This window comes from Pseudovibrio sp. FO-BEG1, assembly GCF_000236645.1.
In the GTDB taxonomy this organism is placed as follows: domain Bacteria; phylum Pseudomonadota; class Alphaproteobacteria; order Rhizobiales; family Stappiaceae; genus Pseudovibrio.
Window position 1 is genome coordinate 3,842,810 of the sequence record NC_016642.1, and the last position, 13,211, is coordinate 3,856,020.

13 protein-coding genes are annotated in these 13,211 nt (G+C 52.6%); 3 read left to right on the forward strand and 10 right to left on the reverse strand.

Annotated features, from left to right (window positions below):
* Nucleotides 1-442 precede the first annotated feature (442 nt).
* Nucleotides 443-907, forward strand: a complete 465-nt coding sequence (locus PSE_RS17190; protein WP_208997973.1) for a GNAT family N-acetyltransferase — start codon at nucleotides 443-445, stop codon at nucleotides 905-907.
* On the opposite strand, the gene PSE_RS17195 is transcribed toward PSE_RS17190, so the two are convergent.
* From PSE_RS17195 to PSE_RS17225, 7 genes are all read right to left on the reverse strand, one after another.
* Nucleotides 899-1,342, reverse strand: coding sequence for a GNAT family N-acetyltransferase (locus PSE_RS17195; RefSeq protein ID WP_041768650.1), 444 nt, complete (start codon nucleotides 1,340-1,342; stop codon nucleotides 899-901). The two genes, PSE_RS17190 and PSE_RS17195, sit on opposite strands and share 9 nt — an antisense overlap.
* Before the next feature lie 10 nt (nucleotides 1,343-1,352).
* Entirely contained in the window at nucleotides 1,353-1,811 is a 459-nt protein-coding gene (locus tag PSE_RS17200) for a GNAT family N-acetyltransferase (protein WP_014286023.1), read from the reverse strand.
* 54 nt (nucleotides 1,812-1,865) lie between these two features.
* Nucleotides 1,866-3,698, reverse strand: a complete 1,833-nt coding sequence (gene recJ / locus PSE_RS17205; protein WP_014286024.1) for a single-stranded-DNA-specific exonuclease RecJ — start codon at nucleotides 3,696-3,698, stop codon at nucleotides 1,866-1,868.
* A 97-nt stretch (nucleotides 3,699-3,795) separates the two neighbouring features.
* Nucleotides 3,796-4,791, reverse strand: coding sequence for a class II fructose-bisphosphatase (gene glpX / locus PSE_RS17210; RefSeq protein ID WP_008547053.1), 996 nt, complete (start codon nucleotides 4,789-4,791; stop codon nucleotides 3,796-3,798).
* Nucleotides 4,792-4,837: 46 nt separating this feature from the next.
* On the reverse strand, nucleotides 4,838-6,163 hold the full coding sequence (locus tag PSE_RS17215; RefSeq protein ID WP_008547003.1) for a homoserine dehydrogenase: 1,326 nt from the start codon (nucleotides 6,161-6,163) through the stop codon (nucleotides 4,838-4,840).
* 31 nt (nucleotides 6,164-6,194) lie between these two features.
* Complete coding sequence (locus PSE_RS17220) at nucleotides 6,195-7,406, reverse strand: LL-diaminopimelate aminotransferase (RefSeq protein WP_014286025.1); 1,212 nt, start codon at nucleotides 7,404-7,406, stop codon at nucleotides 6,195-6,197.
* Nucleotides 7,407-7,725: 319 nt separating this feature from the next.
* Nucleotides 7,726-7,989: a hypothetical protein gene (locus PSE_RS17225; RefSeq protein WP_208997975.1), complete on the reverse strand. Its 264-nt coding sequence runs from the start codon at nucleotides 7,987-7,989 to the stop codon at nucleotides 7,726-7,728.
* 605 nt (nucleotides 7,990-8,594) lie between these two features.
* On the opposite strand from PSE_RS17225, the gene PSE_RS17230 reads away from it, so the two are divergent.
* Together PSE_RS17230 and PSE_RS17235 are read left to right on the forward strand one after the other, a co-directional pair.
* On the forward strand, nucleotides 8,595-10,403 hold the full coding sequence (locus PSE_RS17230; protein ID WP_014286028.1) for an alpha/beta hydrolase: 1,809 nt from the start codon (nucleotides 8,595-8,597) through the stop codon (nucleotides 10,401-10,403).
* A 62-nt stretch (nucleotides 10,404-10,465) separates the two neighbouring features.
* Complete coding sequence (locus tag PSE_RS17235; RefSeq protein ID WP_008546784.1) at nucleotides 10,466-11,059, forward strand: DUF6653 family protein; 594 nt, start codon at nucleotides 10,466-10,468, stop codon at nucleotides 11,057-11,059.
* Nucleotides 11,060-11,064: 5 nt separating this feature from the next.
* Here PSE_RS17235 and PSE_RS17240 read toward each other — a convergent pair whose 3' ends face one another.
* From PSE_RS17240 to rplM, 3 genes are all read right to left on the reverse strand, one after another.
* Nucleotides 11,065-11,970 carry an FkbM family methyltransferase gene (locus PSE_RS17240; protein ID WP_041768651.1) on the reverse strand — a complete coding sequence of 302 codons (906 nt, stop codon included), beginning with the start codon at nucleotides 11,968-11,970 and terminating at the stop codon, nucleotides 11,065-11,067.
* 150 nt (nucleotides 11,971-12,120) lie between these two features.
* The gene (gene rpsI, locus PSE_RS17245; RefSeq protein WP_008546672.1) at nucleotides 12,121-12,597 is read right to left on the reverse strand and encodes a 30S ribosomal protein S9; all 477 of its coding nucleotides are present in this window, start codon (nucleotides 12,595-12,597) and stop codon (nucleotides 12,121-12,123) included.
* A 2-nt stretch (nucleotides 12,598-12,599) separates the two neighbouring features.
* The gene (gene rplM, locus PSE_RS17250; protein WP_037035767.1) at nucleotides 12,600-13,064 is read right to left on the reverse strand and encodes a 50S ribosomal protein L13; all 465 of its coding nucleotides are present in this window, start codon (nucleotides 13,062-13,064) and stop codon (nucleotides 12,600-12,602) included.
* Between the last annotated feature and the right edge of the window lie 147 nt (nucleotides 13,065-13,211).

A 13,211-nucleotide genomic window follows, 5' to 3' on the forward strand; every position in this document is an offset into this window, starting at 1 on the left:
GGTGAGTCTTCAGCATCGGCTGTCGCCTTGCCCGGGCGTTTTTGCAGGAGGCTAAGGCCAGGATCCAAAAGACACTTGGAAGACCTGAAGCGGTTGGAAAGCCTCAGGTCTCAGTGCTGGCGCCCTCTGGTCTGGCCGGACATCCGCTATCCCTCAACACTGTTGGTGAAAGGGGAACCTCCACGGACCTGCTGTAAAATACGTTACCTTTCACAGTAGCCCCGCCCGGCTCACACCAGCCTGAGGGACGTTCCCACAAGCTGCCCATTCGCATGAACCTGCAACTCAGTATGCAGGCATTTTCAGAAAGGGGGATAAGTTCGCTGAAGGAAGACGATCAAACAGCCTGATCCCGCATACCTACCGCAGCTCATGGCCTTATTTGTTGGCTCTCAAAAGACCCTTCTGCGATACTGTTCATCAAACAGCATATGGGCGGGTGATGCAGGATACTCTGACAATCTCAAATTTGGCTAACGTTCCTCAGTTTTTGGAAGCAGCAGCCAAAGGCATGTGGCAGGAATGGTGGGAGGAAGAAGGCCACCCGATTGAGGACGTTTATGACGAGCTGCAAAAGAGTTTTAGCCCGGAAGTTCTGCCCACAACACTGATCGCCCATCAAGGTGATGAGTTCTGCGGTATGGTCATGCTCGTGCAGTCAGATATGAGCAAACGCCCTCAATATACGCCGTGGCTGGCCTCACTGTGGATCTCGCCTGATCACCGACGAAAAGGTATTGGCGCGCGGCTGACAAAAGAGCTGGAGACATTGGCCACTCAACAAGGGTACCCTCACCTCTACCTCTTCGCAAAACTGAGCCTTCGCAGTTTTTACGAAGGATTGGGCTGGCAGTGCATTGAAGCCGATGTCAGCGGAGTAGATATCTTTCGCAAAGACTTAAGGTAAAGCGGGAGGCCGTTTCATAAGCACCTTGTGCAGCCCGGGTCCATAACCGTTTTCTTCAACACGCTCAGCGATAAATCCCATTTTCTCATAAAAGGGCCGAGTGTGCTGAGAGGTATCAATATGGACCGCCTGATCCGGACAGTCTTCCGCAATGCGCTCCAGCCGATACTGAACCAGAGCCTTGCCAATGCCCTGACCATGCAAGTCACGGAGCACCATTCCCCAGGAAAGTCCCACTCCTTTTGCTCCACGGAAATAGCCGCCAGACCCAACAACCTGCCCCGCTTTTACGGCAACGAAGTAAGGATCACTCAGCCTCTTCAGATCCTGAGCAAACTCATCCAGCTCCTCAGGCATAAAGAAGCGAGGAACATTGCTCAAAAAGATCTCCCTGCATGCAGCAAAATCAGTCTGCTCATACCTGCGAATTTCCATCAGTTGGCTTTCATAGATCTTCAAGGGTGAACCGCATCACAGGCAGCGTACGCCCAACCGGAAGCGATGGTTTAGAACCCACCTCTTCAGCCCCCATGTGCTCATAGAACCCCTTTGCGTTAGGGTCAGAGACGATCGTGAGTTCAGGAAGCTTTTGCTCACGTAGCCAGTTCTGGATGAAAGCAAACATAAGACGGCCTGCGCCTTGGCCCATCAGCTCTGGAGAAACCCAGAAGTCCTCAAGCTCACAGCTAAGGTCATCTTCTACATAGATAGAGAAAACGCCGGCAACGCTGCCCTTCTCTTCCAGAACCCAGAAATGACGGCTCGCCAGAATATTCTCATCCACCAACAGATCAGGCAGCCACGCGGACATCATCTCCTCAGAGTACCCCCAGTGGCGCTTTGCGGAGAGGATGACCTCATTCATTTCAGAAAGATGTTGCGGCATTGCTGCGATGATATTCAATGACTTCCCCCCTCTCACGATACAGGATCAATCCTCATCATGCCGCCCAAACAACTAGGCGCCAAACTGGCCTTTGGATGGGTCTGCAACATCAATGATGCGTAAGGACGGTTTCGCCTGCCCCTGCCATGTATCAACACTCAAACTTCCGGCAATATGTAAGGGCTTGCCACGAGATTGTAAGAGCGCTTTGCCGTGTGGCTGGTCTTCCGCCTTAAAGGCGATTGCTTTCAGGTTGGTTCCATCATTGCCACCAAGCGTCACACTCACATGCCCTTGTCCGACAACTTTGGAGAACTTGATTGGTACCGATGGCAAAGCAAAAACAGGCTCGGCATGGGACGCCCCGTACGGCCCAGCCTGTTCCAGCATATCAAGCAGGCTCAGGTTCGCACCAGCCGGTGTCAGTACACCATCAATGGTCAGTTCATGATCAGCGGAGGCTTGCTCCACATCCTCACCAAGCTGCTCAGTCAAAAAGGCTTCAAACTCAGGCACTTTGTCTTTTTGGATGGTCAGGCCAGCAGCCATCGCATGGCCACCACCTTTCACAAGCAAGCCAGCCTCAACAGCAGCCCGCACCGCAGAACCCAGATCAACGCCCATGATTGAGCGACCAGAACCAGTGCCAACACCCTGCTCATTGAACGCCATAGCAAACGCAGGACGGCGATAGCGCTCTTTCAGGCGGGACGCGATGAGACCCACAACGCCCGGATGCCAACCATCTGCGCCGGTCAGCAAAACAGCGGGCGGAGCAGCGCCTTCCATTTTCTGGAAGGCCTGACCTTCGCCCTCTTCCAACATGACCGCTTCCATCGCCTGACGCTCCTGATTGAGCCGCTCCAGCGTGGCAGCAATGCGCTCCCCTTCAGCCCGGACATCAGAGGACAGCAGCTTCATACCAAGCGCAGAATCGCCGATACGACCACCGGCGTTGATGCGTGGTCCAAGCATGTAGCCCAGATGATAAGGCGTCGGCTTACCGCTCAACCGCGAAATGTCAGCAAGGCAGGAAAGGCCAATGTTCTCACGCCGCGCCATCACTTTAAGTCCCTGCACCACATAAGCACGGTTCAGGCCCTTCAACGGAACCACGTCACAGACGGTACCAAGCGCCACAAGATCGAGCAGGTCCATGAGACGCGGCTCAGCCCGTTGGGCAAAGGCCCCACGGCGGCGCAGTTCACGATTAAGCCCGACCAGAAACAGGAAAGTCACACCAACAGCTGCCAGATGCCCCTGCCCGGACAAATCATCCTGCCGGTTGGCATTCACCAGCGCATGCACTTCCGGAAAGTTCTCATCCACCTGGTGGTGATCCAGAACCACAACCTCAAGCCCTAGCCGCTTGGCTTCTTCAAATGCCTCAAACGAGGTGGAACCACAGTCCACAGTGATCAGCAGCCGCGCACCACCTGCATGCAGCTGGTTGATAGCTGTCGGATTCGGTCCGTAACCATCAATGATGCGATCGGGAATGTAGACATCCGGCTCCACACCCAGCTGCATCAGATAGCGTTTCAGCAGTGCGGAAGAAGTAGCCCCATCCACGTCATAGTCCCCAAAGACGGCGATCTTCACACCAGCCTGCAAAGCATCGGCAACGCGTGCACAGGCTTTGTCCATATCCACCAGTTTGGATGGATCAGGCATCAGGTCTTTAATGGAAGGGTTTAAGAACCCGGAGGCGTCCTCCAGTGGAACACTGCGCCCGGCAAGCACACGTCCCACCACTTCAGGCAGTTCCGTTCTCTGTGCAATGGCAAGCGCCTGTGAAAGCCCCTGATCATCCAGCCGCTCACGCCACACACGTGCGCTCAAGGACTTTTTGACACCAAGAACGACACGTCGCTCAGCACTGGTTGCATCCAATGTCATAACCATAGAAAGAAACTGCCCGATATCTCATAGAAATGCAAAAGCGGACGAGTGTTTGTTACACCCGCCCGCTTTCATCAATTAGCTCGGTGAAAGACCGAAATCAATCCAGATGGAACTTTTCCAACTGGGTATGCTTCGCTTCAATGAAACGAACAGTACCGGTCGTAGAGCGCATCACAACAGTGTGGGTGGTGATGTTGTCACGGCCCAGCTTCACACCCTTCAGGAAGTTACCAGTAGTCACACCGGTTGCAGCGAACAGAACGTCTCCGCCAGCCATTTCTTCCATGGTGTATTTGCGATTGATATCGTCAATACCCATGCGGCCTGCACGCTCAACCTGCTCTTCGCGGGTGATCACAAGACGGCCCTGCATCTGACCACCGATACAGCGCAGAGCTGCAGCAGCCAGAACACCTTCAGGTGCACCACCAATACCAACGTAAAGATCGATACCGGTCTCTTCAGGATCAGTGGTGTAGATGATGCCAGCAACGTCACCATCACCAATCAGGTAGATGGAAGCACCAGTTGCACGAATGTCGTCAATCAGCTTAGCATGACGCGGACGATCCAGCACACAGACAGTCACGTCTTTAACGTCACAACCTTTTGCTTTCGCAACAGCTGCAAGGTTTTCCTGAATTGGACGGTCCAGATCGATGGTACCCTCAGGATATCCCGGACCAATCGCGATCTTGTCCATGTAGCTGTCCGGCGCGTTCAGCAGGCCACCTTCCGGCGCCAGCGCAATAACAGCGATGGAGTTTGGCATGTTCTTCGCACAGATCGTGGTACCTTCCAGCGGATCCAGTGCAATATCAACCTTTGGCCCGTCTTTGGTGCCGACCTTTTCGCCAATGTAGAGCATCGGCGCTTCATCACGTTCCCCTTCACCAATCACGACGGTTCCGTCGATTGGCAGCTGGTTCAGTTCGCGGCGCATTGCGTCCACAGCAGCTTGGTCAGCTGCCTTTTCATCGCCCCGTCCACGAAGCCGCGCTGCAGATACAGCAGCACGTTCCGTAACACGTGCAAGTTCCAGTGTCAGAATACGGTCAAGAACGTCAGTTGCGTCCTGATGACTATCCGCCATTTAAACCTCTCGGGTGTCCTGTTTTCACGTTAAACGTGAGGAAGTTTTATTTCAGGTTCTCTATTCGTAACATCTGTGGCTTACCAGAGGTTACATTTTCAGCAGCAATTGCATCCAGAGCTTCGCGCACAGCCAGTTCAGTGGTCTCGTGCGTGATAAGGATAACACTTCGCGGTGCTGCAGGATCGCTTACACCATCCTTATCATTTCTGGAATGCGGTCCACGTTGGACAATAGACTCAAGTGAGATGCCTTTGTCCGCCATACAGCGCGCAATTGTAGCAAAAGTACCGGCAACATCCAAAACAGCCAGACGGATGTAATAACCACCTTCATGCGCTCGCATACGCGCTGGAACATATGTCTCCAGTGTTGTCGCAGACTGACTAAACACTGGCATGGAAACATTGCGGGCAATGTCGACAATATCAGAGATCACGGAGGACGCTGTCGCATCACCGCCAGCACCCGGGCCAACCAGCACCACTTCGCCAACCGCATCACCATCAACAGCAACAGCGTTCAGCACGCCATCAATGCGGGCAATCGCAGAAGACTTTGGCACCATGGTCGGGTGAACACGCTGCTCAATGCCCGTATCTGTGCGCTGAGCAACACCCAGCAGCTTGATGCGGTAGCCAAGCTCGTCCGCGGCGCGAATGTCAGCTGTGGTGATGGACGTAATCCCCTCCACATAGATCGCATCCGCATTCACTTCGCAGCCAAACGCAAGGCTGGTGAGCAGAGCAAGCTTGTGAGCGGTATCAAACCCTTCGATGTCAAAGGTCGGATCAGCTTCCGCATAACCAAGGCGCTGCGCATCAGCAAGACATTCTGCAAACGACAGTCCTTCACGCTCCATACGGGTGAGGATGTAGTTGCAGGTACCATTCATGATGCCGTAAACGCGCGACACATCATTGCCCGCAAGGCTCTCACGCATGGTCTTGATGATTGGAATACCGCCGGCAGCAGCAGCCTCATAGTTCAGGCTCACGCCTTTGTCTTCCGCAAGGCGGGAGAGCACAACAGCATGCTTGGCAAGCAATGCTTTGTTGGCTGTGACAACGTGCTTACCGGTTTCCAAAGCAGTGCGAACACTCACCTCAGCCGGACCGTCCTCGCCGCCAATCAGCTCTACAAAAACGTCAATCCCGTCAAACTTGGCAAGTTCAACGGGATCTTCAAACCAGGTCAATCCATCCAGATTAACACCACGATCTTTAGAGCGGCTGCGAGCACTCACAGCCACTACTTTGATAGGTCGGCCACATCGATTGGCAAGAACGTTCGCCTTAGCCTCGAGGATACGCACCAACGAAGCACCGACGGTTCCAAGACCAGCAACGCCAACTTTCAAAATATCAGTCATAAATACCCAGTATCTGTAGGTGGGCGGGCGCCTAAGCGCCCGATTTACTCAATTCCTTAGAATTGCTACCCGCGTCTTCAAAAAACTTTCGAATGCCACGTGCGGCCTGGCGGATACGCTGTTCATTCTCAACCAGTCCGATACGTACAAAACCTTCACCGTGTTCACCAAAGCCGATTCCCGGAGCAACCGCCACATCTGCCTTTTCAATAAGCAGCTTGGAGAACTCCAGCGACCCTAGATGTTTGAACTGGTCTGGAATTGGAGCCCAGGCAAACATGGAAGCTTCCGGAGCAGGAATATTCCAACCGGCGCGTCCAAAAGAGTCGATCAGCACATCACGGCGCTTCTTGTAGATCTCGCGCGTTTCACGAATGCAGTCATCAGATCCGTTCAGAGCAGACGCGGCTGCCACCTGAATTGGAGTGAACGCACCATAATCCAGATAGGACTTCACACGAGCAAGAGCCGCAATCAGACGTTCATTACCAACTGCAAAGCCCATGCGCCACCCCGGCATGGAGAAGGTTTTGGACAAAGAGGTAAACTCAACAGCAATATCCGCTGCCCCTTCCACCTGAAGGATGCTTGGCGGCGGCACATCACCAAAGTAGATCTCAGAGTACGCCAGATCAGAAAGCACATAGATCTCATGCTTGCGCGCAAACGCCACCACATCGCGGTAGAAGTCCAGATCAGCAACGCTTGCTGTCGGGTTTGCAGGGAAGCAGAGAATAATCGCAATCGGCTTAGGTATGGAGTGAACCACTGCCCGCTCCAGCGCTTCAAAAAGCTCTGGTCCCGGAGTGGCCGGGATGGAACGCAGCGAGCCACCTGCCATCAGGAAGCCGAATGCATGAATTGGATAGGATGGATTAGGGACAAGCACCACATCGCCCGGCGCGGTAATCGCCTGAGCCATATTGGCAAACCCTTCCTTGGAACCCAGTGTCGCAACAACTTGCGTATCTGGGTTTAGCTTTACACCAAAGCGACGCTCATAATAGCCAGCCTGTGCCTTACGCAGTCCCGGAATCCCTTTGGATGCGGAATAGCGATGTGTGCGCGGGTTCTGCACAGTCTCCACCAGCTTATCGACAATATGTTTCGGAGTAGGCAAATCAGGGTTGCCCATACCCATGTCGATAATATCGGCGCCTGCCGCTCGCGCTTTGGCTTTCAGACGATTGACCTGTTCAAAGACATATGGCGGGAGCCGGCGTGTCTTGTGAAAGTCGTCCATGACGCGAGCCTCACTTTCTTCAGTATTTAGCGTTTCAAGCTATATTTTGATTTCCATTCAAAACCGGCCACGAGTCATTAAGGCCAAGTTTCCACGGCCTTTTAGCAGGTGCGAACATTTTTCGCATCATTCATGAGGCATAAAACCGACATTTTTTTAAAGTATTCAAAGAAGACTGGAAACTTTAAATCCAACAAAAAAGCCGCAGAAATCTGCGGCTTGTGATCGATCATGCGGTTTCAAGTTGAGAATTTAGAAGGCTATTCACGCAAAATGCACAACTAAAGGTGCATTCGCTAACCCCACAAACGGCGAAAGATTATTGCGTCTGCGCAGCTTGAGATTGTTGCGCTTGCTCACCAGCAATCTTTTTCAGTTGGTCGGCACTGCTCTCAAAGGTGTTGCCAATGCCAGCTCTGCGCTTACTTTCGGAGGAAATTGCAAGCAGATTAGCTTCTGAGGCAGCACGCTGTTCCGGTGAAAGCAGATCACTGGAAACTTCAGGCGGAAGCTCAGCAATACCGGTCTGCTTGGTACCGTTGCCCTTCTCAATCGCTTCATACACAGTCAAAGATTCGCCCAATGCACAACCTCCAACAAAACCTGCCAGTACAACTGCACTGCAAACTCGTTGAAACTTAAGCAACATCTGGAACCTCGCGTTTGATCCGTCTACTACACAACAGCAGAGCACTTAACTTTAATTAAAATGCACTTAGCAGTTGCGTCATCCGTAGTCCACATATATTACCCCGTTAACAACACTTAGTTTATTACTCTAGGGCACTTCTTATTTACTGAATACAGAACACGATATACTCAAATCATAACCGATAAATATTAAGAAGAAATATCTCAAGAATTCGGAGTATTCCCAGTTTTCCTCAAGAGTTAAACATCTCCCTAAAACTTAAGAATAACCCAAAACTTCTCACAGTTCCGTAAGATCACTTTACTTGCTAAATACCTACTAAGAATCCGTCTAAGGACTAAGACAGGCCACACTGATTTTCACGTGCCTGTCAAATTTCTTAGGGATATACTCATTATGCCGTTTTTGTAGGTTAAGAGACCGCCGATAACGCATGAGTGTATGCGGCATGTTTTTGAGTGCGGATAGCGGACACTGAATGTGGTTGGGTCTGGTGAGTATTTACCAGACACCTGATACGAGGACTGAGCAGGCAAATGACCGGTGAAGACACCAATCCAATGTTGCAGTACATCCTCAATAATCCTGAGGAATTTGCCAAGAACCTCTCTGAAATAGCCGAGAACGGCGGCAAGGCTCTGGCAGCCTACCTTGAACCTCGCGAAAAAGGCGAGGCAGCAACCGGAGGCACCGAAGAGCTCAACGCAGTGGTCAAAACCCTCGCCGAAGTCGGCAATTATTGGATGAAAGACCCTTCCCGCGCCATTGAAGCTCAAACGAAGCTCTGGTCCGGCTACATGAACATCTGGAACTCCACGCTCAAACGCATGGCAGGCGAAGACAGCGAGCCCATTGTCGCTCCATCTAATGCCGACAAGCGTTTTAAAGACAGCCAGTGGGACGACAACAACTTCTTCGACTTCATCAAGCAGATGTACTTGCAAACCAGCAACTGGGCGGAGGAGCTGGTGGAAGGTGCTGATGAACTGGATGATCACACACGCCACAAAGCGGGCTTCTATGTGAAGCAGATCTCCAACGCCATGTCGCCCTCCAACTTCATCCTGACAAATCCGGAGTTGCTGCGCGAGACCATGTCCTCAAACGGCAGCAACCTTGTAAAAGGCATGAAGCTGCTGGCAGAAGACATAAAAGCTGGCCACGGCGACCTGCGCATACGCCAGACCGATCCGGACAAGTTTGAGGTTGGCGTCAACGTTGCGGTGACGCCGGGCAAGATCGTCGAGCAAAACGATGTATGCCAGCTGATCCAGTACACACCAACCACTGAGACGGTTCTGAAGCGGCCACTGCTGATCGTTCCGCCATGGATCAACAAGTACTACATCCTTGATCTCAATCAGGAAAAATCATTCATCAGATGGGCCGTTGATCAGGGCCACACGGTCTTCGTCATTTCATGGATCAACCCGGATGAGAAGCAAGCGCAAAAGAGCTTCGAGCACTACATGCGCGATGGCATCCTGAACTCACTGGAACGCATTCGCAAAACCACACAGCAGTCTACGGTCAATGCCATTGGCTACTGTGTTGGTGGCACACTGCTCGCGGCTACCCTCGCCTATCTGGCAAGAATTGGCGAAGAAGACCGCATCTCTTCCGCGACCTTCCTCACCACACAAGTGGACTTCACCCATGCGGGTGACCTGAAGGTCTTTGTAGACGAAGAGCAGATTGAAATACTCGAGCATCGCATGGGGCAGAAGGGCTATCTGGACGGCTCCAAAATGGCGACCGCCTTCAACATGCTGCGCTCCAACGACCTGATCTGGCCCTATGTGGTCAACAACTACCTGCGCGGCAAAGATCCATTCCCGTTTGATCTACTCTATTGGAATGCTGACAGCACCCGCATGCCGGCAGCCAATCATTCCTATTACCTGCGCAACTGCTATCACAAGAACGCACTTGCCGAAGGTGAGATGGAACTGGCCGGGGAAAAACTGGATCTGAGTGAAATTCAGATCCCAGTCTACAATCTGGCAACAAAAGAAGACCACATTGCTCCCGCAAAATCCGTTTTCAAAGGCTGCGGTTGTTTTGGTGGACCTGTTGAGTATGTACTGAGTGGCTCAGGCCACATCGCTGGCGTCGTCAACCCGCCATCCAAAGAGAAGTACCAATACTGGACCGGCAACAAACCGGAAGGCTCTCTGGATGATTGGATGCAGAACGCATCTGAAACAGCGGGGTCATGGTGGCCACACTGGCAAAAATGGATTACATCTCAGGATGATAATCGGGTAAAAGCACGCAAGCCGGGCGCACGCCGTACAAAAATATTGGAAGACGCACCAGGCAGTTATGTTAAGGTGCGCATATAACGAGAACACGCAGTGAGTCTGTCTGAAGCCACGCTGTTCTCATGGAATGAATGGAGGACAACGTGGCAGGCGATCCTAAGCTTTCGCAGATGCAACCGCAGAAAATCGGCGGATGGGATCCTAGACACGTTCGTCACCTGAACACCCAAAGTGCTGCGCTAACACGCCTGAACAAGCCAAAGAGCCTGCTTGTTCGAGCCCTTGTCCTGCCTGCCTTGCTCGCACCGCTCTGGTATCAACCCACCCTAGGCTGGTTCTGGGCAGTCGCATTGTCTATCGCAGCAGTTGCGTGGGTCTGGATCATTCCACCCTTTGGCAAAAAGAACGTCGGCGCACAAACCTGGACGCAAAAGGCTATTTTGGGCGAACGCATGTGGCTCAACCGCATGTTCGTTCCAATCCCGGCGCCCTACCACCAGAAAGCCCTCGCCCTCTTGGTCGTCGGCTTGATCGCAGTTGGCCTGGCCATCTGGGCAGCAGCAACCAACAACCTGCCTCTCATGCTCACAGGCGGTATCATCGCTTATCTCGCCAAGTTCGCTTCACTCTTTGTTATGGTGAAAATCTTCGAGCACATGAAGAACGCCCACCCGCTCTACAAAAGCTGGCGCAACGTACCAGTCAACGATAACAGCCTGAAAGCGAAAGCCGGCTGAACCAGCTAAATCAATAGAGGTTCATCGGCAATCTGCGCAACCTCAACCGCTTGTGCAACACGTTCATCGCGCCCCACTCGAATGAACCAATAGTCGATACCTGACAGCTCCGGCTGCACCACTTCATATCCAGAAGCAGACAGAAACTTGATCAACGCATCCTGCTGCGCGGGTCTGTGATTATGTTCAATGCAGAGGAAGTCAAACGTCCGGCGCGAGAAGTCAATCCCCTTCAGAACCTCCAGCTCGCTCCCTTCCGTGTCAATGGAAATGAATGGGATATGATCCGGAACCCCATACGCGATCAAGACATCCTCTGTCCGCGCGATCGGCACTTCAATCTCGCGCCCCGGCTTATCGCCCACCTGCACCACTGAGGCCATTCCCGAGTATTCTGGCGTATCAGCACAAAAGAACTTCAGCACCCCTCCCCCGGAACTCCAGGCAGCTCGCTTATCCAGATGCGCATCACGCGCAGCACCAATACGCTCCCAGCAATCCGGATTAGGCTCCACCAGCAAACCAGACCACCCAAGCGACTTCTCAAACAGAAAGCTGTTGGAGAGATGCGTTCCATCTCCAACACCAATCTCAACAAAGTAGCCCGGCTGCTGCTCATACTGCGGAAACAGCTTGAGAAAATGAAGCTCTTGAAAACGCTGAGCACGACTGTGAAGGAAATACTGCTCTGCCAAACGAGCAAGCTGCGGATCATGCAGTCCCAACTGCAGAACTTCTCCAAGCCGCCGCATATTGGAAAAGTCTTTGTGCTCTTTGAGATAAAGAACCCTGAGAGCCATCAGGTTTCTCTTATCCAGCCCCAAAGCCAGACGAGCAAGTGTCCCGCTTCGTTTATGCGGCGCCAATGCCATCAAAAATGCTGAGAGAAACTTTCGCAACCACTGGACCACCGCAGAACTCCGCCGCTGTTTTCATCCAACGTGGCAGCTAACACCGCCCGCAACAACTCCGCAATCTCAGTAGCCGCAAAGCATAGGCCAAACACAAAAAGGGCCGCCAAATGGCAGCCCTTTCCGTAAAACTGTTTCCAGTATCGCGTATTAGCGCTTGGAGAACTGGAAGGAACGACGAGCTTTACGCTTACCGTACTTCTTACGTTCAACAACACGGCTATCGCGAGTAAGGAAGCCTTCTTTCTTAAGCACAGCGCGCAGCTCTGGCTCATAGAAAGTCAGTGCTTTGGAGATGCCGTGACGAACAGCACCAGCCTGGCCGGAAAGACCACCACCAGCAACGGTAACGTTGATGTCGTACTGACCATCACGCTCGGTGAGCATGATTGGCTGACGCAGGATCAGCTGAAGTACTGGACGAGCGAAGTACTCGTTGTACTCTTTGCCGTTTACAACGATTTTGCCGGTGCCTGGCTTGATCCATACACGTGCGATAGCGTCTTTACGCTTACCGGTTGCGTATGCACGGCCTTGTGCGTCGAGCTTCTGAACATGTACAGGAGCTTCGTTCTCAGCAGGGGCGATTGCGCCGCCCAGTTCCTCAAGGGACTGTAGCTCAGACATAATTAACCCCTCTTCGCATTTTTAGGATTCATGGCTTTAACGTCTACCACTTCTGGAGACTGGCCATCATGCGGATGCTCGGCAGAAGCATAAACACGCAGGTTACGCAGCTGCGCACGGGAAAGAGGACCACCTGGCATCATGCGCTGAACAGCTTTTTCCAGAACGCGCTCTGGGAAACGGCCTTCGATCAGCTGACGTGCGGTGCGCTCTTTGATACCGCCAGGGTAACCAGTGTGCCAGTAGTACTTCTTGCTCTGGTATTTTTTACCAGTCAGTACAACTTTATCAGCGTTGATGATGATTACGTTGTCACCATCGTCGATGTGCGGGGTGTAGGTCGGCTTGTGCTTGCCGCGCAGACGGTTTGCGATGAATGCTGCCAGACGGCCAACAACAACGCCTTCTGCGTCGATCAAGATCCACTTCTTGTCGACCTCAGCCACTTTAGTGGAATGAGTCTTCATAAGATCTACCGTAGTTTTGACGGTTAAAATTCTTGGGAGAAATGCGTTCAGGCCCGAAAGAGCAGCTAAACGTGATAGCTCCGTGTAGGAACGGGTAGATACGCGAGGTTGCGCACCGCGTCAAGAGCAAAAAATTACACACTCGAG